Origin of the sequence: Ephemeroptericola cinctiostellae, assembly GCF_003339525.1 — a bacterium.
GTDB lineage: Bacteria > Pseudomonadota > Gammaproteobacteria > Burkholderiales > Burkholderiaceae > Hydromonas > Hydromonas cinctiostellae.
The window spans coordinates 2,558,870-2,581,612 of record NZ_CP031124.1 but is presented as its reverse complement, the minus strand read 5'-3'; the positions used below and the strand labels follow the sequence as shown (position 1 = coordinate 2,581,612).

21 protein-coding genes and 1 riboswitch are annotated in these 22,743 nt (G+C 50.1%); of the genes, 11 read left to right on the top strand and 10 right to left on the bottom strand.

What is annotated here, in order from left to right; genetic code table 11:
• Positions 1-27: 27 nt before the first annotated feature.
• The 3 genes from DTO96_RS11725 to DTO96_RS11715 form a co-directional block, all read right to left on the bottom strand.
• Complete coding sequence (locus DTO96_RS11725; protein ID WP_114563669.1) at positions 28-1,185, bottom strand: MFS transporter; 1,158 nt, start codon at positions 1,183-1,185, stop codon at positions 28-30.
• A gap of 113 nt (positions 1,186-1,298) precedes the next feature.
• Positions 1,299-1,616 (bottom strand): cell division protein ZapA, encoded by a 318-nt coding sequence (locus tag DTO96_RS11720; protein ID WP_114563668.1) that lies wholly within the window; start codon positions 1,614-1,616, stop codon positions 1,299-1,301.
• Complete coding sequence (locus DTO96_RS11715; RefSeq protein ID WP_114563667.1) at positions 1,616-1,840, bottom strand: hypothetical protein; 225 nt, start codon at positions 1,838-1,840, stop codon at positions 1,616-1,618. The genes DTO96_RS11720 and DTO96_RS11715 overlap by 1 nt, the downstream gene beginning before the upstream one ends.
• A 166-nt stretch (positions 1,841-2,006) precedes the next feature.
• Positions 2,007-2,286, top strand: a riboswitch (cobalamin riboswitch).
• Between the two features lie 67 nt (positions 2,287-2,353).
• Here DTO96_RS11715 and DTO96_RS11710 point away from each other — a divergent pair.
• Complete coding sequence (locus tag DTO96_RS11710) at positions 2,354-4,288, top strand: TonB-dependent receptor domain-containing protein (protein WP_192878995.1); 1,935 nt, start codon at positions 2,354-2,356, stop codon at positions 4,286-4,288.
• A 194-nt stretch (positions 4,289-4,482) separates the two neighbouring features.
• Here DTO96_RS11710 and ruvB read toward each other — a convergent pair whose 3' ends face one another.
• The 3 genes from ruvB to ruvA form a co-directional block, all read right to left on the bottom strand.
• Positions 4,483-5,532 carry a Holliday junction branch migration DNA helicase RuvB gene (gene ruvB / locus DTO96_RS11705; RefSeq protein ID WP_114563665.1) on the bottom strand — a complete coding sequence of 350 codons (1,050 nt, stop codon included), beginning with the start codon at positions 5,530-5,532 and terminating at the stop codon, positions 4,483-4,485.
• Positions 5,533-5,583: 51 nt separating this feature from the next.
• Positions 5,584-6,201 carry a glutathione S-transferase family protein gene (locus tag DTO96_RS11700; protein WP_114563664.1) on the bottom strand — a complete coding sequence of 206 codons (618 nt, stop codon included), beginning with the start codon at positions 6,199-6,201 and terminating at the stop codon, positions 5,584-5,586.
• 172 nt (positions 6,202-6,373) lie between these two features.
• Positions 6,374-6,958, bottom strand: coding sequence for a Holliday junction branch migration protein RuvA (gene ruvA, locus DTO96_RS11695; RefSeq protein WP_114563663.1), 585 nt, complete (start codon positions 6,956-6,958; stop codon positions 6,374-6,376).
• Between the two features lie 67 nt (positions 6,959-7,025).
• Between ruvA and DTO96_RS11690 the strand changes: the two genes are divergently transcribed.
• The 4 genes from DTO96_RS11690 (at position 7,026) to DTO96_RS11675 (ending at position 10,812) form a co-directional block, all read left to right on the top strand.
• Complete coding sequence (locus DTO96_RS11690; RefSeq protein ID WP_114563662.1) at positions 7,026-7,454, top strand: hypothetical protein; 429 nt, start codon at positions 7,026-7,028, stop codon at positions 7,452-7,454.
• 98 nt (positions 7,455-7,552) lie between these two features.
• Positions 7,553-7,801, top strand: a complete 249-nt coding sequence (locus DTO96_RS11685) for an NF038104 family lipoprotein (protein WP_225972509.1) — start codon at positions 7,553-7,555, stop codon at positions 7,799-7,801.
• A 136-nt stretch (positions 7,802-7,937) separates the two neighbouring features.
• Positions 7,938-9,548: a peptide chain release factor 3 gene (locus DTO96_RS11680; RefSeq protein ID WP_114563661.1), complete on the top strand. Its 1,611-nt coding sequence runs from the start codon at positions 7,938-7,940 to the stop codon at positions 9,546-9,548.
• 73 nt (positions 9,549-9,621) lie between these two features.
• Complete coding sequence (locus DTO96_RS11675) at positions 9,622-10,812, top strand: MFS transporter (RefSeq protein ID WP_114563660.1); 1,191 nt, start codon at positions 9,622-9,624, stop codon at positions 10,810-10,812.
• 69 nt (positions 10,813-10,881) lie between these two features.
• Here the strand turns inward: DTO96_RS11675 and DTO96_RS11670 are convergent, their stop codons facing one another.
• Positions 10,882-11,193: a c-type cytochrome gene (locus tag DTO96_RS11670; RefSeq protein WP_114563659.1), complete on the bottom strand. Its 312-nt coding sequence runs from the start codon at positions 11,191-11,193 to the stop codon at positions 10,882-10,884.
• A 220-nt stretch (positions 11,194-11,413) separates the two neighbouring features.
• The gene (gene ilvD, locus DTO96_RS11665; RefSeq protein ID WP_114563658.1) at positions 11,414-13,117 is read right to left on the bottom strand and encodes a dihydroxy-acid dehydratase; all 1,704 of its coding nucleotides are present in this window, start codon (positions 13,115-13,117) and stop codon (positions 11,414-11,416) included.
• 139 nt (positions 13,118-13,256) lie between these two features.
• Between ilvD and lgt the strand changes: the two genes are divergently transcribed.
• The gene (gene lgt, locus DTO96_RS11660; RefSeq protein ID WP_114563657.1) at positions 13,257-14,135 is read left to right on the top strand and encodes a prolipoprotein diacylglyceryl transferase; all 879 of its coding nucleotides are present in this window, start codon (positions 13,257-13,259) and stop codon (positions 14,133-14,135) included.
• A 111-nt stretch (positions 14,136-14,246) separates the two neighbouring features.
• Here the strand turns inward: lgt and DTO96_RS11655 are convergent, their stop codons facing one another.
• Positions 14,247-14,783 carry a hypothetical protein gene (locus tag DTO96_RS11655; protein ID WP_114563656.1) on the bottom strand — a complete coding sequence of 179 codons (537 nt, stop codon included), beginning with the start codon at positions 14,781-14,783 and terminating at the stop codon, positions 14,247-14,249.
• Between the two features lie 140 nt (positions 14,784-14,923).
• Positions 14,924-15,571 carry a LysE family translocator gene (locus DTO96_RS11650; RefSeq protein WP_114563655.1) on the bottom strand — a complete coding sequence of 216 codons (648 nt, stop codon included), beginning with the start codon at positions 15,569-15,571 and terminating at the stop codon, positions 14,924-14,926.
• Positions 15,572-15,758: 187 nt separating this feature from the next.
• Between DTO96_RS11650 and tkt the strand changes: the two genes are divergently transcribed.
• The 5 genes from tkt (at position 15,759) to DTO96_RS11625 (ending at position 22,432) form a co-directional block, all read left to right on the top strand.
• Positions 15,759-17,777 (top strand): transketolase, encoded by a 2,019-nt coding sequence (gene tkt / locus DTO96_RS11645; RefSeq protein ID WP_225972508.1) that lies wholly within the window; start codon positions 15,759-15,761, stop codon positions 17,775-17,777.
• 156 nt (positions 17,778-17,933) lie between these two features.
• Positions 17,934-18,947, top strand: coding sequence for a type I glyceraldehyde-3-phosphate dehydrogenase (gene gap / locus DTO96_RS11640; RefSeq protein ID WP_114563654.1), 1,014 nt, complete (start codon positions 17,934-17,936; stop codon positions 18,945-18,947).
• Between the two features lie 197 nt (positions 18,948-19,144).
• Positions 19,145-21,256 (top strand): glycine--tRNA ligase subunit beta, encoded by a 2,112-nt coding sequence (gene glyS / locus DTO96_RS11635; protein ID WP_114563653.1) that lies wholly within the window; start codon positions 19,145-19,147, stop codon positions 21,254-21,256.
• Positions 21,257-21,370: 114 nt separating this feature from the next.
• Entirely contained in the window at positions 21,371-21,922 is a 552-nt protein-coding gene (gene gmhB, locus DTO96_RS11630) for a D-glycero-beta-D-manno-heptose 1,7-bisphosphate 7-phosphatase (RefSeq protein ID WP_114563652.1), read from the top strand.
• A gap of 18 nt (positions 21,923-21,940) precedes the next feature.
• On the top strand, positions 21,941-22,432 hold the full coding sequence (locus DTO96_RS11625; protein ID WP_157964433.1) for a hypothetical protein: 492 nt from the start codon (positions 21,941-21,943) through the stop codon (positions 22,430-22,432).
• Positions 22,433-22,743: the final 311 nt, after the last annotated feature.

The following is a 22,743-nucleotide window of genomic DNA, read 5'->3' as shown; positions in this document are numbered from 1 at the left end:
GCGGTTTTTTTATGGCAATGACAATGTTCAGCGTTGTTGTTTCATGCGCCAAAATGCTTCAAGAAACAAAATCACATTACATGAGACGACAATGAAGAAAGAAGCGGATAGGCTCCAATGGTGGGCGAGATAGCCCAATAATGCGGGGCCACCCAGTAAGCTGGCATAACCCATGCCTGCCACATAAGCCACGCCGCGAGCGGAAGGCACACCCTCAATGTGCCCTGCTCGCACAAACAGCAGCGGCACAATGTTTGCACTGCACACGCCAGCAACAGCGAGGCTCAACAAGGCAAGCGGTGCATTGGGGGATGCAATAAAAGCCAGGGTCGCTAAAGCCGCACCGCCACAACTGGCTCGCAGCAACGGTAGAATTGAAAATCGTGCACGCCAAGCATCACCTCGAAACCGTGCAAAGGTCATTCCAATAGAAAATGCTGCCAGCGACAGCGCCGTTTGGGTGGGCGACGCGAATTTGTCATCGCGCAAAAATAAGCCCGCCCAATCCGAAATGGCGCCTTCAGTGAAAAAGCTTAAAGCCGTCATGATGGCAATGACAATTAAAGTGAATGGTAAGCGCGTGCTGTTGGTCAGTGCATCGGCCGTGTCTGAGGCTTGGAAATCGTGCGCATAGCACCATTGGCGAAGCGTCCACATGAGTGCCAAAGCCGCGATGCAGATGGCATACATGCTGCCCATGTAGGGCATGCTCAAATACAACACTGCCGCCACCGCTGCACTGCCGACAATGGTGCCCACACTCCAGCCTGCGTGAAGTAAAGACATGGTTGGTTTTTGTAAAAAATGTTCAACATTGAATGCGTGGCTGTTCATTGAAGCATCCATCGCCCCAAAGCCAAAGCCCACTGCGACATTGATGGGCAACAGCGTGCTCAAACTCGATGCGTCCAGCATCAATGGAAACGTCAGCCAAATGATGGTGGCGCTCACCATCATGACCCAGCGTGTGCTGTGGCGCAGGATGTATTTGGGCACCACAAAAGTCGCCAGCATTGCGCCCAATGCAAAGCAAAACATGCTTAAGCCCAGGATGTCTGCGGTCAAATTGAGGCGTTTTTGCAACAATGGGATCGACGCCGCCCACAAGCCATTCATCATGCCGAGCAATGCAAAGATGGTGAACAAAGTCTTTTGAGCCGCTTGAGCAGAAGGGCATTGTGCCATGGTGGTTCCAAAAGAAGGTGTTAAAAAACGCTGACGAGCTCGGCCAGCGTTTTATTGATCAGGTAAACATGCGGACGAGCGCAGAGAAGTGCCGAAGCACGCAGTGCATCCGTTTAAAACAAAGGTGTTTGCGGCACGCTCATGACCTCATCAATCGCATTGTTCATGGCATTGATGCGTTGTGCGGCCTCAATGCTCGCATGGTTGTGTAAATTGTGTTGCAGCAACTCGTGCGCAATTTGTAAGGCCGCAAACACCGCGATTTTATCGTGACCCGATAACCCCATTTGCTGGTTGATGGTTTGCATCTTTTGATCAACCAATGCCACAGACGCCAGTAACGATGCCTTTTCATCGGGTGAACAGAGCAATGTGTAGCTGCGTCCCAAGATAGAGACATTCAAAGTTTCTTTTTTCACAACAGTGTTCATCAATTGTTCCCTTCTGAAGGTGGCGCATCAACGCGTTGCTCAAGTGAGTGCAACAACAAGTCAAGGCGTTCTTGTGCTTGGCTCATGCGCTCAAGTAACTGTTGGTTCTGTAAATGCAAGGTGTAATTGTCTTGTCGCAAAACGAGGTTTTCGTTGCGGGTCTGTTTAACCGCTGTGATCAGCAGTTCCAGTTTTTGTTCAAGGGTTTTGAGTGGTGTGAGCATGGTATGGGCTTTTTCTGGCAGACAACGGTGTCATTGTCGAAAGGCCGCGTTGTTTTGTACAGTTTAGAACTAAATTGGCCATGCAGCGCGGTAATGTCGCTTATTTTACTCGAAATTACGGCTTACGCGCGTGAGAATGGCGTTGCTTTTTCATGATGCTTATCGTAAAGTGTGCGCACCCATCGGTGCTTGTCCTTTTTTTGTACAAAAAGGCGAGTGAAACGGGAAATCGGCGGTGGTGATGCACAACGCACACCCCTGACCATGCTGCACCCGCAACGGTATGCCCTGATTGCAGCGCATGAAACCTTATGTGCTTGAATCTGCGCGGAACGATAACCACTGTTTGAATCCATGTGTCACCTTGCTGTGACAACAACATTTAAATGGGAAGGTGTTCTGCGTCATGGGCCAGCCCGGAGACCGGCCGATGAATGGCGTGTGTTTTGACTTAAAATGCACGTTTTTCTTCTAACCCACACTTTGCGGGTCGCAAAGTCGAGGAATTCTGACATGACATTGTTCAATCACAGCACGCGCTCGGCGTGCAAAAAAAGCGTGCGCGCGCGCACTTTAACATTCAATTCTCACTCAGGCCATTCACCTTTAAACACACGCCTCATCGCCCATGCGGTCGCCAGCGCATGTGCCTTAATCGGTGGCATGAATGTGGCCTACGCTCAAACAACCGCAGAAGCATCTGAAGTGGTGGTCACTGCTGCGCGCAGTGAGCAAGTTGTCAGCGATGCCTTGCCCAGCACCACGGTCATTAGCCGTGCGGACATTGAAAAAGCGCCTGTATCGGATGTGGCGAGCTTGCTCAAAATGCAGGCAGGGGTGGTGGTTCGTCAATATGGCACGCAAGGAAAAACTGTTAGCGTCAATATCCGTGGCGGCGATCCGCGCCACACCTTGGTGTTGATTGATGGCGTGTCGATGAACAGCTTGTCATCGGGCACGGGCGCGTTGGAACAAATTCCTTTGGCGGCGATTGAGCGCATTGAAATTGTGCGTGGTAACGTGTCAGCATTGTATGGTTCACAAGCCACAGGTGGTGTTGTGCAAGTGTTCACACGCAAAGTGGGCAGCGGTCAGGATGCCACTATCCGCTTCGCGATCGGCAGCCACGGCCAACGTCAAGCTTCGGCTCAAGTGCGCGGCGGTAGCGACACGGTACAAGCCACTTTTGGTATTTCACATGATGAAGAGAAGTCGACCAGCGCACAGCATCCGACCAATGCTTACAGCAATGTGAACCCCGACAAAGACGGCTATAAAAACAACAGTGCAAACGGCAGTGTGCGCTATCGCCCGAATGCCAATAATGAGTTTGGCCTCAAGTTTTTTGACAGCCGTGGTAAAAACAACTACGACGATGCCTATGCATCCAGCACAACGGCGTTGCAAAACAATGAAACACGTGTTCAAAACATCAGCCTGTACGCCAACAACCGTTTGACCGACAACTGGAAAAGCAGTGTGCGTGTGTCACAATACACCGATCGCACCGATGATTACGACAGCGCACCGACATGGACCGATGGTCACAGCCTGTATAAAGCACGCAGCAAAGAAATTTCTTGGCAAAATGATGTGCACACCAACGCAGGCGACTTCATCGTTGGCATCTCACGCACACAGCAACGCTTGACCACCGACAGCCAATACAGCAACACTGGGCGCGGCACCACCAGCATTTGGGCGGGTTACATGCTTGACAAAGCACGCCATCACCTGCAATTGAATGCACGCACGGACAAATTGTCGAACATGAACCGTGAAAACACTGCTGCCATTAACTATGGTTTTGATTTGAACACCAATTGGCGCGTGTTGGCGGGTTACAGCAATGGTTTCTCCGCTCCGACTTTAAACGATTTGTACAGCGCATACGGCAACCCCAATTTGAAGGCTGAATATTCAAATTATGGCCAAATCGGCGTGCAATACAGCGACGACACTTACACCAGCCGTTTGACTGCATTTGAAAACCGTTATCGCAATAAAATTGCCTATGATGCAACCACTTGGACTGTGGGCAACATCGCCCGCGCTAAAGTGCGGGGTGTTGAATGGATCGGCTCATACAAACGCAATGGCTGGACAGCGGATGTGGGTTTGACCTATCAAGAGGTTAAAAACCGCGACACCGGCGCACGCTTGTTGCGTCAACCGCGTGTTTTGGCCAGCATTGGTTTGGGCAAAGCGTGGGGCAAATGGTCAACGCAGGTGAACTGGCAATCACAAGGCGACATGAAAGACATCAGCAGCAGCACCGTGAGCGGCTACGGCGTACTCAATGCTTCCGCTTTCTATGATGTTAGTAAAGAAGTCAAAGTGGGCTTGACCTTGGGCAACGTGTTTAACCGCAAGTACGAAACCTTGCATGGCTACAACTCAACGCCTCGTAATGTGTTGTTGTCTATGCAGTATCAACCAAAGTGGTAAATTGCCGATGGCTATGTGCATGACAATTGACTAATTGATTGATTGACTGATTGACTGCTGATTTGAGTGGTCTTTCCAAAAAAATGGATGAGATGCAAATCTCATCCATTTTTTATGATCAATGCTCACATGGCGTTGATCACAAAACAGGGGCATGCTGAGCGATCACATTGTGTTGATGTGTTTTTTTGTGCTCATTGCACGCCATCTGCGGGCATTTCCACGCCAAAATGCGCAAACGTCATCGGACTGGCGGTGCGACCACGCGGGGTGCGTTGTAAATACCCTTGTTGCATCAAATACGGCTCAATGATGTCCTCAATGGTGTCCTTGGATTCGCCGATGGACGCGGCCAGATTGTCCAAACCGACAGGGCCGCCGTTAAATCGGTACAAAATGGCCTCAAGCAACTTACGATCCATCATGTCCAAGCCCACAGGATCGACATCCAACATTTTTAGCGCCGCATCCGCCACCGCTTTGCTGATGACGCCATCCGCACGCACCTGAGCATAATCGCGTACGCGGCGCAGCAAACGGTTCGCGATGCGCGGTGTGCCACGCGAACGGCGAGCGATTTCAACCGCACCTTCTTCGTCCATCTCGCAATGCAGCAAGCCAGCCGAACGGCGAACAATGTGGGTCAACTCAGCGACATTATAAAACTCCAAACGACCGACAATGCCAAAACGATCGCGCAATGGATTGGTCAGCATCCCCGCCCGCGTGGTCGCCCCCACCAATGTGAAGGGCTGTAAATCCAACTTAACGCTGCGCGCCGCAGGGCCTTCACCAATCATGATGTCAATTTGGTAATCTTCCAATGCCGGGTATAAGATTTCCTCGACCACGGGTGATAAACGATGGATCTCATCAATGAACAACACATCATTTGCCTCCAAATTGGTCAGCAATGCAGCCAAATCGCCCGCCCGTTCAAGCACCGGCCCTGAGGTTTGCTTCAGGTTCACACCCATTTCACGGGCAATGATGTGCGCCAACGTGGTTTTACCCAAACCAGGCGGGCCGAACAGCAGGGTGTGGTCGAGCGCTTCATGGCGCGACTTCGCCGCACCGATGAAAATATCCAGCTGCTCTCGGATTTTTTGCTGCCCGACGTAATCGTCCAGTAACTTCGGGCGCAAGGCACGTTCAATCTGCTCTTCCTCCCGAGGTGGCTTGATGTCTGCCACACGGTTGGGAAAGTCTTCAGGGGAAAAGTCGTCGGTGACTATGGTGCTCATGGTGGTTTACTTTGTAAGGTGGTGAGCTTGTGCTGGATTTATGAGTTGGGTTTAATGGTTTGAGTCATTTGGTTTCATTGCCATTTCGGGCGATTGCCAGCCTTGTGTGGCCTGAATTTTTAACAACCACCGCTCAATGTTCGGATAATCCGTCACATCCAAGTCCACTTGGTTCAACCAAAACAAATATGCCGAGCAGCTGATGTCTGCAATTGTCAGGCCTGATGTGGTTAGAAATTCAGTGTCTTTTAAAAAGCGATCAAGGATTTTCAAGTCACTTAAAACACGCTCGCGTAAATAAGTCATGACCGCTTCGGGCTGCGGATTCCAGCGCATATTGAAACGCAAATTGGGCAAGGAGAAACCGATGCGGTTGGCTTCCCATGACAGCCATTCTGTGATGGTGTGCCATTCATTGGGTGTTCCACAGAACATGTGATGCTGTTGGGCAAGGTGCATCAAGATCGAATTTGATTGGCACAGTGTATGTGCCTCATCAATCAGCACGGGCACCTCACCAAATTTGCTGGTGGCTTGAAATTCTGCGGGGCGTTGTTTGCGCGGTAATGTGAGGTCTATCCAGCGGTACTCATGTGGGATGTTGGCCATGAGCAGAAAGGTGCGTATTTTATATGAATGACCTGATTCGTGATGGCCGTATAAAATCATCGTGGATACCTGTTATAAAAAGACCATGATAAAGACATCATGTGTCGGTTGATTTGTCCTCAAGCTCAGCTTTTAATCGTCCTTTTGGCCGTGCTCACGTGGCCTGTTGGCCTATTGTCATGACCGATTGAGGTCAGCGTTTTATTGCTTACTGTTAAGTTTTAAGCAAACATCACTTTGACAGCCAGCCCAATGCCGCCCGTATCCCGGCGCTCACACCCACATCTGTGGGAACGTGTTTGAGGGCGGCTTGTATGTCTTTGTCGGCGTAGCCCAGTGCGGCGAGGGCGAGGCTGATGTCATCGCGCTCAGAGTGCGGGGCGGTGGCGGCTTCGGTGAAATTGAAACTTGTGCCTTTGAGTTTGTCTTTCAGCTCAAGCACCAAGCGTTCGGCGGTTTTTTTGCCGATACCCGGAATGCTGCACAGGCGCGAGATGTCTTGCGCGAGGACGGCCTGTTGCAGGTCGTCAGAGGAGAGTCCCGATAAAATGCCAAGTGCCGTGCGTGCGCCGATGCCGCTGATTTTGATCAACATGCGAAAGCTGCTGCGCTCTGCGGCGGTGGCGAAGCCAAACAGTTGCTGCGCATCCTCTCGGATGGCGAAATGCAGAAACAGTGTGACTTTTTCACCTGCATTGGGCAGGGTATACAATGTGCTCATGGGCACGTCAATCTCGTAGGCGAGGCCATATGCCGTGTCGATGGTGACCTGCGGTGGTTTTTTTTCGAGGAGTGTGCCTGTGATTTTTGCGAGCATGGGAGCCAATGGATAGAATGAATGGGGTATTATCGCATAACTCGTGGGGATAAAGGATGGTTGCGCTGTGTTGAAACGATTATTGAAACTGCTCAAATGGTTGTGGGCTTTGCCTATCACCGTGTTTGGTTTGCTGGTGTTGCTGTTGGCTGTGCCCAGCCGACCGAAGGTGGCGTGGCTGCGCATCGGTTCAACGGGTGCGTTGTGTGCATGGGGTGGCTGGTTGGATGTGTGGTTGCAGCGGCATCCTTTGGGCAGCATGTATGCGGCGACGTTTGGGCATGTGGTGTTGGCGAGGGATTTGAAAAAAATGTGCTATTGTGGCGCGCATGAGTACGAGCATGTGCGGCAGACCGAGCGCTGGGGGATTTTTTTGCCGCTGGCGTATGTCTGCAACGGCGTGTGGCAAGTGCTGCATGGGCGGCGTTTTTATCGTGACAATGCGTTTGAAGTGGCGGCGTATTGTTTTGGGCCTGAGCGGTTTGAGCGGCGATGATGTTTTGATTGTTCAAGGTCGAATGAATTTGGCTTTGAATGTTTCTGCGACATGCTTGTAAATGAATGATAAATTGATGAATGGATAGGGGTTTTATTTTGATTTTAAATATCAACGGGTTGCATGCCCGTTCTGTGGTGAAATGGGTTGTAGTTTTGGCGATGCCTGTTGCGTTGTCTGCTTGTGCGGTGATTGCTGTTGCGGATGCCGCAGTGTCTGTGGCTGCAACGGCTGTGAAAACCACAGTTAAAGTCGGTGCGGCTGCGGTCAGCGCGGTGGTTCCTGATGGAAAATCGGACGATGAAAAGGCTTCAGACCATTCGAGTGCGCCAAAACCGGTTGAATGATTTTTGAATTTTTTGAGCGTTTCATTGTTGTGCTGTGCGCGCTTTATGGCATGAAACATTTGATTGGCATTTGAGATTCGCTATCACGGCTATTTTCACGTAAAATAGCCGTTTTCCTATTTACCGATTGATCCCCATGTCCGCAGATTTAAACCGCATTCGCCACGAAGTCGAGCATCGCCGTACTTTCGCCATTATTTCCCATCCTGACGCGGGTAAAACCACGTTGACCGAAAAACTGTTGTTGTTTTCTGGTGCGATTCAACAGGCGGGTACCGTTAAAGGCAAAAAAACGGGTAAATTTGCCACCTCGGATTGGATGGACATTGAGAAGCAACGCGGTATTTCTGTGGCTTCATCGGTCATGCAGTTTGAGTACAAAGACCACACGGTCAATTTGCTCGATACCCCAGGTCACCAAGATTTCTCCGAGGACACTTACCGTGTGCTGACCGCTGTCGACTCAGGTTTGATGGTGATTGATGCGGCCAAAGGGGTGGAAACGCAGACCATCAAGCTGTTGGATGTGTGTCGTTTGCGCCACACGCCGATTGTGACGTTCATGAATAAATGCGATCGTGAAGTGCGTGATTCATTGGACTTGCTCGATGAGGTCGAGTCGGTGTTGAAAATCAATTGTGCGCCGATCACGTGGCCGATTGGCATGGGACGCAGCTTCAAAGGGGTGTATCACTTGTTGCGCGACGAAGTGTTTTTGTTCGAAGCGGGTGGTGAAAAAATCAACTTGGATGTGGAAATCATCAAAGGTTTGGACAATCCGCGACTGGATGAGTTGTTTGCCGACGAGGCGGCGCAATTGCGCATGGACATTGAGTTGGTCAAAGGTGCGTCACATGAGTTCGATTTGAAAGAGTTTCTTGCAGGGCGATTGACGCCAGTTTTCTTTGGCTCCGCAATTAATAATTTTGGTGTGCGCGAAATTTTGGATGCGCTGATCGACTGGGCGCCTGCACCTGCATCGCGCGATGCGACTGTGCGCGAAGTGGTGCCGACCGAAGAAAAATTTTCTGGTTTTATCTTTAAAATTCAAGCCAATATGGATCCGAAACACCGCGATCGCATTGCGTTTTTACGGGTGTGTTCAGGGCAGTTTGAGCGCGGCATGAAAATGAAGCATTTGCGCTTGAACCGTGACATGGCGGCGAATTCAGTTGTCACATTCATGTCACATGACCGTGAGATCATTGAAGAGGCGTTTGCTGGCGACATCATTGGCATCCCGAATCACGGCAATATTCAAATTGGTGACACGTTTTCAGAAGGCGAGCAGTTGGCTTTTACGGGCATTCCCTTTTTTGCACCAGAGCTGTTTCGCGTTGCGAGGATTAAAAACCCTTTGAAAATCAAACAATTGCAAAAAGGCTTGCAGCAGCTGGGTGAGGAGGGCGCGGTACAAGTGTTCAAACCGCTCAATGGGGGGGACATGGTGCTCGGCGCGGTGGGTGTGCTTCAGTTTGAAGTGGTGGCACATCGCTTGATGAGTGAATACGGCGTGGACTGTGTGTTTGAATCACCCTCAACCAACATTGCGCGTTGGGTGAGTTGTGAGAATAAGGTTAAATTGGCTGAGTTTGAAAAGTCGCAAGTGAATAACCTTGCCGAAGATGCGGCGGGCAATTTGACTTATTTGGCCAATCACCGTGTGAATTTGGACATCATGCGTGAGCGCCATCCCGACATCGTGTTTCATGAGACGCGGGAACATGCCATTAATTTGAGTGCATAAAGACGGCGGTGGTTGCAGCGTTTGTCGCATGTGCACGCGCAGGCTGCCACGGCCAAACTCTTAATAGGATCACATGCCGCAGAATTCACCCATGCACACCCATTGGCCTCGGATCGCTTTGCTGTGGTTGTGTGGCCTCGCCGCTGCCATGCAGTTTGCGAAAGTGTCGCTTGGGTTTGATGATCTGCTGGCTTTTTATGCGGTGACACCCGCTCAGTTGGGTTGGAGTTTGTCCATTGTGGGCATGAGCGGGCTGCTGTTTGGTGTGACGGCGGGCTTATTTGCTCATGCGGTTGGCTTTCGCCGTTTGCTCTTGATGGGGCTGGGTTTGGGGGCGGTGCTGTCCTTGCTGCAAACCTTAATGTTGCCTTATCCCCTGTTTTTTATCACACGTTTGCTTGAAGGTGTATCCCATTTGGTCATCATCGTGATTGCCCCAATTTTAATCACGGCGAACAGCGCCCCCCAACATCGATCCATCACCATTGGCTTGTGGAGCACATTTTTTGGTGCGGCTTTTGCATTAACTTCCTTGTGTGCGCCGTCGATTGTGGCTCATTTTGGTGTGCGCGGTCTGTTGGTGGCGCAGGCAATGTTCATTTCAATGATGTGGCTGCTGGTGAGGCTCACTTTGAAAACCGATGGGCATGAGCAGGACACGTGCCATTTGCCTAAAATATCAACGTTGTTTCGTCAAAACATTGAGGTGTATCAGCAATTTAAAGCGATTTTGCCTGGTTTGAGCTTCATGTGTTATACCGCGACTTCGGTGTCATTGATGACGTTTATTCCCAAGTTTGTGGGGGATGATCGGGCGTGGTTGGCGCCTTTGCTGCCTGTGTTGAGCATCCTAGGGACTTTTTCTGCGGGCTGGTTGGCGCAGTCGTTGATCCCACCGTTTCGTTTGTTGGCGTCTGCTTTTTTTAGTGTGGCTGCCGCTGGTGTGGTCTTTTTCATGAGTGTACAGGCGGGGGTTGGCGTGTCTGCCGTGGCCTTGGTGTTGATGTTTTTGGGCGGTTTGTCGGGCGGCGCGTCTTTTGCCTTGATCCCTTATTTGAGCCATGATAAATGGTTTCAAGTGCGCGCCAATGGTGCTTTGGCACAGTTGGCTAATGTGGGCTCAACAGTCGGCCCGCCCTTGTTTGCAGGGGCTATTTCTCATTTTGGCGTGCAAGGTTTGGTTTTACCTTTGGTGTGTTTTGCCCTGTCGGGTGTGTGTGTGGTGCTGTGCGCTGTTCGATATTTGCATCGTCATGCGGAGTAACGAATATAAAAAAATGCCTCGATGATTCGAGGCGTTTTTTTATGCGGGTTGGACACATGAACGTTTGATTTATTGAGACAACACCCATTTCACCACTGTTTTCAGGTCGGCATCCGAGATGTCTGGGTAGGCGGGCATGGGTGCGCTGCCCCATACACCCACCGCACCTTTGCGCATGCGATCTGCTAATTTAATGTCCGCACCCGCTTGACCCGCATATTTTTGAGCAATGTCTTGATATGAGGGGCCGATGATTTTTTTGTCCAACGAGTGGCATGAAAAGCATTTGTTGGCTTTGGCGATGTCTGTTGGATTCGCATGTGCTAAACCTGTAAAGGTGCTGGCGGCGATGAGGCAGAGGGCGGTGAATTTGAGTTTCATGGTTGTCCTGCGGTTGTGTTTGACGGCGTTGGTATTATAAAGCTTGGGTTGGCGGTTTGGTTGACGGTGAGGCTCACATTTTGTTTTTATTGGGGGATGTTGGTTTGCGTTCATGGAGGTCATGGTCATTAAAACACACAACCGCCCATAAGTTGTGGGCGGTTGTATTGTATGTTTGATGCCTTCGACCGTTGGGTGAGAGCTAAAATCAACGGGTGGATCAATAATTGATTTCGGCGTCTAACACCGCACCTTTTGAGGCGGTTGAAGCGAGTTGACCAAATTTGGCTAAAATGCCTCGTGTGTAACGTGGTTTGGGTTGCACCCAGTTGGCACGGCGGGCGGCAATGGTGGCTTCGTCCACATTCAGTTGCAGGAGCAATTGGTGTGCGTCGATGGTGATGGCGTCGCCTTCTTCAATCAAGCCAATCAAGCCGCCCACATGAGCTTCAGGTGCGACGTGACCGACCACCATGCCCCATGTGCCACCTGAGAAGCGGCCGTCGGTGATTAAGCCAACCGATTCGCCTAAGCCTTTGCCAATCAGTGCGCCTGTTGGGGCGAGCATTTCAGGCATGCCTGGGCCGCCTTTGGGGCCGAGGTAGCGCAAGACCACCACATCACCTGCAACGATTTGATCGGAAAGGATGGCTTGCATGGCCGATTGCTCGTCGTTGAACACGCGGGCTGGGCCTGTGATGACTGGATTTTTCAATCCTGAAATTTTGGCCACTGCGCCTTCTGGGGCGAGGTTGCCTTTGAGAATCGCCAAATGACCCTCTGTATACAGTGGTTTGTCCAAAGGCAAAATCACGTCTTGATCTGCGGGTGGCATGTCGGGGACATTGGCCAAGTTTTCAGCGACTGTTTTGCCTGTAACGGTCATGCAATCACCGTGCAATAAACCCGCATTGAGTAACATTTTCATGACTTGTGGGATGCCACCAACGCGATGCAAATCGGTGGCGACGTATTCGCCCGATGGTTTGAGGTTGCAGAATACGGGGACTTTTTTGCGCATGCGTTCAAAGTCATCAATCGTCCAGTCGATGTTGGCGGCATGGGTGATGGCGAGGAAGTGCAGAACGGCATTGGTCGATCCGCCCGTGGCCATGATCACGGCGACAGCATTTTCAATGGCTTTCTTGGTCACGATGTCCGATGGACGCAGGTTATTGCGGATGCAATCCATCAAAGCGCGTGCTGAGTCTGCGGTTGAGTCGACTTTTTCTTGGTCTGGGTTGGCCATCATTGAAGAGTTGGGCAAACTCATACCCATGGCTTCAATTGCTGAACTCATCGTGTTGGCGGTGTACATGCCGCCGCACGAGCCTGATGTCGGGCAGGCGTGGCGTTCGATGCCGTCAAAATCTTCTTGGCTCATTTTGCCCGCAGTGAATTGACCAACGGCTTCAAATGCCGACACGATGGTCAAATCTTTGCCTTTGTGGTGGCCCGGGCGAATCGTGCCGCCGTAAACGTAAACCGCGGGGACATTGGTGCGCAGAATTGCCATCATGCCGCCTGGCATGTTTTTATCGCAGCCGCCGATGACCAAAACACCATCCATCCATTGGCCATTGACGCAGGTTTCGATGCAGTCAGCAATCACTTCGCGCGAGGCGAGCGAGTATTTCATGCCTTCAGTGCCCATGCTCATGCCGTCGGAAATGGTGGGTGTACCGAATGTCTGTGGGTTGCCACCTGCGGCTTTGATCGCGTCCACCGCAGCGTCACAGAGCTTTTGCAAACCTGAATTGCACGGTGTGATGGTCGAGTGACCATTGGCAATGCCCACCATTGGGTTTTTAAAGTCGCTTTCTTGGTAGCCCATTGCGTAATACATGGCACGGTTTGGGCTGCGTGCAACACCTTGTGTCACGTGGGATGAGCGTTCTGTGCCGGGGTTTTTTTGGTCTGACATTTTAATCTTTCGTCTTTTAGTATGTGAAACGGCTGAAAAAATGGGGCGACATCGGTACAATGTCTTAGCTGTGTTATTTTACCGTAAAGCCCATGTTTTGGACAGGGTTCAATGGTACGTTTTCTTTTTAAGGATTGATATGCCCCTGATGCACCCTCAGTTTAGCCCTGTGGCTTTTGAAGTGTTTGGTTGGCCTGTTCATTGGTATGGTTTGACTTACCTTGCGGCTTTTATGATGTTTTTAATGCTGGGCAAATACCGTGCGCGCAAAATGCCATTGCTTGGCTTTAAGCCTTTGGAGTTGGATGACATCTTATTTTACGGCGTGTTGGGTGTGGTGCTGGGTGGCCGATTGGGTTATGTGATTTTTTACAAACCTGATTATTATTTGGCGAATCCGCAAGATGTTTTAAAAGTCTGGCAAGGTGGCATGTCGTTTCATGGTGGTTTCTTGGGTGTGATGGCTGCAATGGCGGTGTATGCACACAATACCAAGCGCAAGTTTTGGGAGGTGGTCGATTTTATCGTGCCGCTCGTGCCCTTGGGCTTGGCTTCTGGGCGCATTGGTAATTTCATCAATGGTGAGTTGTGGGGGCGCGTATCAGATAAAGCTTACTCATGGTTGATGATGTTTCCACACGCACAAAGCGCAGATCAAGATTACTTGGCCAAAAATCCACAGGCTTTGGATAACGTGAATTTGGCCAAGGCGTTTGAGCAATTTGGTTTGCTGCCACGCCACCCTTCACAGTTGTATCAATTCGCAGGCGAAGGTTTGTTGTTGTTTGTGATCCTGTGGTTTTATGCGCGCAAAATTCGCCCGATGATGGCGGTGTCGGCGGTGTTTTTGGTGGGGTATGGCATGTTGCGTTTTCTGGCTGAGTTTGCACGTGAGCCCGATGATTATTTGGGTTTGTTGACGTTCAATTTGTCGATGGGGCAATTGTTGTCCTTGCCGATGATTGTGGCGGGTCTGGTTTTGCTGGTGTTGGCGTACAAGCGTGATCGGAACAAGTAAGAATACACGGAAAAAACAAGCCTTCATTTTTGCCGGATCGACCTTAAAATGTTTGCAGGCTTAATTGGCTTTGTGCGATGTTTAAAAAATGGCTCATGATGAGCCGTTTTTTTATGGTGCGGTGTTGCTTTTTGGTGTGGCGTTTATCTCTGGGGGCGTGCTCAAATGACTGGATTCGGTTTCAACACCGTTTCGGTAATTGTTGTCAAAATAAACCTCGCCTTTTGTGGTGTAGCCTTTGACATTGCCCTCGAACATCAAGTCGTTGTTGTACCAGCTGTTCAATAGCCCCGTTTCCGAACGTGCGAAGTAGACATTGGTTTGTTTTTGCCCTGATGCGTAAAAGTCTTGGCCGATGTACAGGTTGTTATTTTTACCGTACAACACGCGGTAATGTACAGCATGGGTGTGCGTGTTGATTTTTTGGTCTTTTTTGTCAAAAAAGGCAATCACACATTGATCGTCACGTTTGAATTTTGTGCAGCTTGTGCCCAGCATATACGCTGCAAAATCGGCATCAAAGGCTTCATCGGCGCTGTTCGCAATGACCGTCGGTGGCGCACTGGCGGATTGCTGGATTTGGGCATGTGCTGGGTGGATGGGTAGTGCGTTGAATAATAAAGCGACAATGGTCACACAATGTCTCATAAAGGCTCCATATAATTGTTTTTTAACGGGCTCATGACACCTTACTTTCGATGTTCATGATTGGTTCGTTGTGTATAATTATAGTTTGTAACTTTATGTTTATGTTCACTGTTTTTAGCTTATTTTATTCATTTGTTTGTTCATTTGCTTTTACCGAACAATCCCAATCCAAGTCCTGCCAGGATAAATGCAGAGCCCGATGCACGGTTGAAGCGTCGCATGCGCAAGGGTGAGGCCAAGTATTTTGACAGTTGAGTGCCGCCCAATGCATAAACACACATCCATGAGACTTCAATGGTTGCAAACGTTGTGAGTAAAATGATGGCCTGTGGCAGCAAAGGTGCATCGGCGTTGATGAATTGAGGGAAAAATGCCAAGCCAAATAAAATGGCTTTTGGGTTGGACATTGCCACCGCCATGCCCGTACGGAATTGAACAATGATTGATGGTGCTTGAATGCTCACCGTGTGTGTTTCTTCTGGGGTGTTGCTCATCGAGTCGCTGGTGCGCCACATGTGAATGCCCAAATAGATCAAGTATGCGGCACCCACCCATTTCACCACCGCAAACAATTGCTCTGAAGCTTTCAAAATTGCGCCCAGCCCGCTCATGGACATGCACAGAATAACCAACACGCCGCACACCGCGCCCAATAACGTGGGCCAGATGGGGCGTAAGCCAAAACGAATGCCTTGGGTCATGGCAAGCAGCATGTTTGGCCCTGGCGTGCCTGAAATGATGAGTACGGCTGCAACATAAGTCAGCCAAAGTGAAAATGAGATGCTCATAGTTTGGGTCTTTCAGTCTTTTTTTAGGGGGTGTGCTTGAGGGGATATTGCCACGCATATTTGTTCGTGGTGAAGGGGGATTTGGAGGTGATTGAAAAATTACCACAAACAGGTTTATATTACCCCAATCCCTTGAATGCATCTGTTAAAATGATGGGGTTTTGTTAATTTTATGAGAGTGCAAACTATGTCAGCCAATACCAAACAAATGGCCAATGCCATTCGCGCCTTGTCGATGGACGCCGTTCAACAAGCCAATTCAGGTCATCCTGGCATGCCGATGGGCATGGCCGACATCGCGACAGCGTTGTGGAGCCCAGAAAATGGTTTCTTCAAGCACAACCCTGCGGATTCAAAGTGGGCGGATCGCGATCGTTTTGTGCTCTCGAATGGTCATGGCTCGATGTTGCTCTATTCTTTGTTGCATTTGACGGGCTACAGTCTGTCAATGGCCGACATTAAAAATTTCCGCCAACTGCATTCAAAAACAGCGGGGCATCCTGAATATGGATTTGCCGATGGCATTGAAACCACAACGGGCCCTCTTGGCCAAGGCATTGCCAATGCAGTCGGTATGGCACTGAGCGAAAAACTGCTGGCCCAAGAATTTAATAAAAAAGGCCACACCATCGTTGACCACAAAACGTTTGTGTTTCTTGGTGATGGCTGCATGATGGAAGGCATCAACCATGAAGTGGCATCGTTGGCAGGTGTGTGGCGTTTGTCTAAATTAATCGCATTGTACGATGACAACAGCATCTCGATTGATGGTCGCGTGACCCCGTGGTTCCACGACAACACGCCTGAACGTTTTGAAGCCTATGGCTGGAATGTCATCCGTGCGGTTGATGGTCATGATGCCGCATCGGTGGCCAAAGCCATTGAGCAAGCCAATGCCAACGCCGCAGCGGACAAAGGTCCAACCTTGATTTGCTGTAAAACCCGCATCGGTGAAGGCTCACCAAATTTTGCGGATACCGATAAAGTTCACGGCGCACCTTTGGGCGCAGCCGAAATCGCCGCCACCCGTGCTGCCATTGGTTGGGCGTACGAGCCCTTTGTTGTACCGCAAGACGTGTACGATGATTGGAACAGTAAAGACACAGGCGCAGCGGCACAAGCCAAATGGCAAAAAGCATTTGATGCCTATGCCAAAAAATTCCCAACTGAAGCCTCTGAGTTCACGCGCCGCATGAAAGGTGAGTTGCCTGCTGATTTTGATGCCGTCATGGGAGCCTACCTCAAGCAATGCGTAGAAAAGGCCGAAACCATCGCCACTCGCAAAGCCAGTCAAAATGCCATCACGGCATATGCCAAAGCCTTACCAGAATTTTTGGGCGGCTCTGCTGACTTGACAGGTTCAAACTTGACGAATTGGCCTGAATGCAAGCCTGTGCGTGCGGACAGCTGGGGCAATCACATCAATTACGGTGTGCGTGAATTCGGCATGAGCGCGATCATGAACGGCATTACCCTGCACGGTGGTTATTTGCCTTTTGGCGCCACGTTCTTGACGTTCTCAGACTACTCGCGCAATGCCTTGCGCATGGCTGCACTGATGAAAATTCGCACTTTGTTTGTGTTCACGCATGACTCCATTGGTCTGGGCGAAGATGGCCCCACACACCAACCCGTTGAACAGGTTGCTTCATTGCGTTTGATTCCAAACCTTGACGTGTGGCGTCCTTGCGATACAACTGAATCAGGCGCCGCTTGGGGCGAAGCGATTAAACGCGCAGATGGTCCCGCCGCTTTGATTTTCAGCCGACAAAATTTACAGTTCATGAAACGCAACGCCACGCAAACCAAAAACATCGCCAAAGGCGGTTATGTCTTGCGCGATGTGAAAGCGGATGAAGAGGTTGCACAAATCGTCTTGATGGCCACTGGCTCTGAAGTGGACTTGATCGTTAAAGCGGCAGACGTTTTGGCCAGCAAAGGTGTGTCAACCCGTGTCGTTTCTGTGCCTTGCGCAGATGTGTTTTTCCGCCAGTCGGCCGCTTACAAGCGAAGTGTTTTGACCGAAGGTGTGGCTCGTGTGGCCGTTGAGGCGGGTGTGACGGACACATGGTGGCGCTACCACTGCAACGCCGTGATTGGTTTGGAACGTTTTGGCGAATCTGCACCAGCGGGTGAGTTGTTCAAATTGTTTGGCTTCACTGTCGACAATGTGGTCAACACCGCTTTGTCTGTGTTGCAAAAGTAACTTCAAAAGCAGCATGCAGCGGTTTCAATGCATTGTGTGAAACATCACGCACAACGGCTACAACTGCTGCACCACTTTTGAAGCAACGCGGGGGTGACGCGGCATGATTCACCCACATAAAAAAGAGGGCACATTTTTTTAATTTAGGAGAAAAGCATGACAATCAAAGTTGCAATTAACGGCTATGGCCGCATCGGTCGCAATGTTTTACGCGCTCATTACGAAGGTGGCAAGAAGCATGACATCGAAATCGTGGCGATCAACGACCTCGGCGATGCCACCATCAACGCACATTTGACACAATACGACACAGCGCATGGCAAATTCCCTGGCACTGTAACCGTTGACGGCGATTACATCGTGGTCAATGGCGACAAAATCAAAGTATTGGCTGAGCGTGATCCCGCCAAATTGCCTTGGGCAGAGTTGGGTGTGGACGTTGTGATGGAGTGCACAGGTTTTTTCACTACTAAAGAAGCCGCTAGCAAACATTTGATCGGTGGCGCGAAAAAAGTCATCATCTCTGCACCTGGTGGCAAAGACGTTGACGCAACGATTGTCTATGGTGTGAATCAAGGCATTTTGAAATCAACTGACACAGTGATTTCAAACGCATCATGCACCACCAACTGCTTGGCTCCTTTGGTTAAGCCATTGAATGACACCATCGGTTTGGTTTCTGGCCTGATGACCACCATTCACGCTTACACCAATGACCAACGTTTGACCGACGTGTACCATGAAGACATCCGCCGTGCACGCTCAGCCACCATGAGCATGATCCCTGCAAAAACAGGTGCAGCCGCAGCGGTTGGCCTCGTGTTGCCAGAATTGAACGGCAAATTGGATGGTTACGCGATTCGTGTACCGACCATCAATGTCTCTTTGGTTGACTTGAGCTTCATCGCCGCGCGTGACACCAGTGTCGAAGAAATCAACAGCATCATGAAAGCCGCTGCCTCAGAAGGCCCGTTAAAAGGCATTTTGCAGTACACCGATGCACCATTGGTTTCTGTTGACTTCAACCACGATCCCGCATCGTCTTCATACGACTCAAGCCTGACCAAAGTGTCGGGTCGCTTGGTTAAAGTGGGCAGCTGGTACGACAACGAATGGGGTTTCTCTAACCGCATGTTGGACACGACTGTTGCATTGATGACTGCGAAGTAATTTTTTCAGTTGTCTGTTGGAAAAAGGTGTTCATCGAATTGGCGAAGAACACCTTTTTAAATTCACACTGCGGTTGGCCAATGAGGTGTTTTAGCCAGCCTATGTCACGGTGATTGATTTATGGTTTTTCAATGAAAAACCAAAACTGAATGACTGTAAAACATGACTGTAAAATGATAGAACAAAGAAAGTTTGCAATGACAACCCAAGATTTATTGATTGAACTCCTCACTGAAGAACTTCCTCCTAAAGCTTTGGAAAAGCTCTCCACTGCATTCTCGAATGGTGTGCACGATGCATTGGTGAAGCTCGGTTTGGTGGATAAAGACGCGAAAAAGCATGCGTATGCAACCCCACGCCGTTTGGCGGTACTGATTTCTGGCGTGGTGGCACAGGCGGCCGATTCAATGAAAAAAGATAAAATCTTGCCGGTCTCTGTGGGCTTGGACAAAGAAGGCAATGCCTCTGCATCTTTGATTAAAAAGCTGACGGCCATGGGTTTTGCGGATAAAACGCCTGCGGATTTGGCGATTGAAAATGATGGCAAGCAAGACGTATTTTTCATCAGCTACACACAACAAGGTGCTGTGTTGCATGAGGCATTGCAAGCCATTTTGACCGAAGTGGCTGCGAAATTACCCATTCCCAAGGTCATGACCTATCAAATCCATGCGGGTACGACCGCCGAGCAGGATGTCTCATTTGTGCGCCCAGTGAAGCGTGCATTGGTGTTGTTTGGTGCGGATGTGTTGCCTTTGACTGTGTTTGGCGTCAAATCCGATCGTGTGACCGATGGTCATCGCTTCATGGGTGAAAAGAACCTCAATGTGCCAAATGCACATGAATACGCCCATGTGTTGCGCACACAAGGCATGGTGGAGCCTGATTTTCAGGTGCGCCGTGAAAGCATTTATGAACAGTTAAAAAACAAAGCAGGTGCACATCAGGTGATTATGCCCGAGGCTTTGCTCGACGAAGTGACCGCGCTGACCGAGTATCCTGTGGTTTATAAGGCGTCTTTTGAGCAAGGTTTTTTGGCAGTGCCACAAGAATGCTTGATTCTGACCATGCAAACCAATCAAAAATACTTTGCCATGACAGATGCCAACGGTGCGTTGGTGAATGAATTTTTGGTGGTCTCAAATATTTTGACAGACAGCCCCGAGCAGATCATTGAAGGCAACGCACGCGTGGTGCGTCCGCGTTTGGCCGATGCACAATTCTTCTTTGAACAAGACAAAAAACGCAGTTTGGATGACATGGTGGGCAAGCTGCAAACGGTGGTCTACCACAATAAGCTTGGCTCACAGGGTGAGCGCGTGGCGCGCGTGCAAGCCGTGGCCGCTTACTTGGCTGAGGCGTTGAATGCCGATGTGAACGATGCCAAGCGTGCGGCTTATATTGCCAAGGCCGATTTGGTCAGCGACATGGTGGGTGAGTTCCCTGAGCTGCAAGGTATCATGGGGCGTTATTATGCAACACACCATGGTGAAAAAGCCGATGTGGCTGCGGCATGTGCGGAGCACTATCAGCCACGTTTTGCAGGCGATGCTTTGCCTGAAACGCAAATCGGCTTGATCACCGCTTTGGCTGATAAACTCGAAACCTTGGTCGGTATTTGGGGCATTGGTTTGCAACCGACAGGTGAAAAAGATCCATTTGCGTTGCGCCGTCATGCTTTGGGCGTGGTGCGCATGATTTTAGAGAAAAAATTGCCTTTGTCTTTGACCGACACTTTGAATGCGGTGCAAGCTCAGTTTGATGGCAATGCACAGGTTAAACACAGTGTTGTTGCGGTCAAAAATTTCATGGTTGATCGCTTAAAAGGCCTCCTGAAAGATCAAGGTTATGCGCCTGCACAGATTGAAGCGGTGTTGTCGAACAATCCAGATCGTTTGGATGAGGTGATGGAGAAATTGGCGGCGGTTCAAGCATTTGCGGTGCTGCCAGAGGCGCAAAATCTGGCCGCGGCGAATAAGCGCTGTGTGAATATTTTACGCAAAGCAGCTGAAAAAGAAGAGGCCATTGCTGAGGGTGTCAATGATGCGCTGTTGAGCGAAGCGCCTGAGCAAGCCTTGGCACAGGCCTTGACCGCTGTGCGACCCACGGTACACGAGGCCTTGGCGCAACGTGAATACCAAACGGCGCTGACTGCATTGGCCAGCTTGCGTGAGCCTGTGGATGCCTTTTTTGCCGACGTGATGGTGATGGCCGATGACCCCGCAGTGCGAGCCAATCGCTTGAAGCTGTTGCATGATTTGGCTCAATTGATGAATGGCGTGGCTGATATTTCATGTTTGGCTGTTTGACCGTGACATGAGGCGTGAGCCTGATGTTAAAAGCGGGCATTGATTGCTTAATTAATTGCACTTATGTGGTAGGCGTTGTTGATTGTGGTTGTTTTGTGTTCTAAGGGGCATGAAGTGGAAAAAACAGGCAATAAACTCATCATTTTATCTCGAGATGGTGTCATTAACGAAGAGCGCGGCGTGATCAGCACGCCCGATGAGTGGGTGGCGTTGTCCGGTAGTTTGGAGGCCATTGCGAGCCTGCATCGTGCGCACTTTCGAGTGATTGTGGCGACCAATCAACCCGGCATCATGCTGGGGCACTTGAGTGTTTCTGATTTGAACGCCATTCATCAAAAAATGCATGATGCAGTCAGTGCTTCTGGTGGAAAAATTGAAGCGATTTTCTTTTGTCCTCATACGGCGGATGCGGGGTGCTCCTGTCGCAAGCCATCACCCACGTTGTTGTTGGACATTGCAGAGCGCTTTGATACGCCATTAAATGAAATTGTGTATGTGGGTGATACGGTGAATGACATGATGGCTGCGCAAAGCGCAGGTTGTCAGCCTTTTCTTGTGTTGACAGGGAAAGGCGGTGAAGCCTTTGCGGCGGGCGTGGTGCCTGATTCGGCGCACGTGCGGGTCAATTTGGCGGCAGTGGTGCGTGAGTTGGTGGGGGCGGTTTAGGTTGAGTAGGGTGGTGTCATGAAAGTATTAATGGGTTGTATGCCCAAACACGATGTGTGGGCGGCGGGGCTTTGGTTGAAAGTTTTTTTGTTGATTGTGGTGCTGGGTGCTGGTGCGTTGTTGTATGAGCAACATGGTGCATTCGCGATTGGGGTGTTGCTTGTTGGTGGGGTTTTATGGGTGGCATTGTCCCCAAAAGCTGCGATTGATGTGCATGCGCGAAGGAATGACAACTTGATTGATTTTGCACGGCAGTTTGATGTGCGCGTGGTGAATGCATGGGTGGTTCGTTCCACTTATGAACAGTTGGAGTTGTGGCTTGGTTTTCCTGTTCACCCCAGTGATCGTTTGCGTTCGGATTTGAAGTTAAGTGCAGCAGATGTGGGGGAAATTGTGTTGCAAGTGCTTTTTCGGGTCGAACGCTTTCGCCCTGAGAGCTGGTTGATTGAGGCGAAAACGGTTCGTGAGTTGATTGTTTTTATCAACACACTGCCAAAAAGGAAGCCTTAAAGTGATGTTGAAATGCAAGTTGATTTAATGCATTCAAGGTGTTGATGTTAAACACTGTTTCTTGGATGCGCGTGGTGACAACCGCGGGTCGAAAAGCCCGCGGTTTTTACGTTTTTATGACGTTTTTCATGAGGGTGGCGTGCACATCCATTGATGAGGGTGATCAAATCCATGTTGAATTTTGACTGTATTTTGAGTGCGTTGTGAGTCTGTTTTAGCGGGTTCAGTCACATCAATATGGTTGTCTGTCGGATTGATTGTGCCATTGTGTGTGTCATTGCTTGTACTCGAGTCCATGCACTTTTGAACAT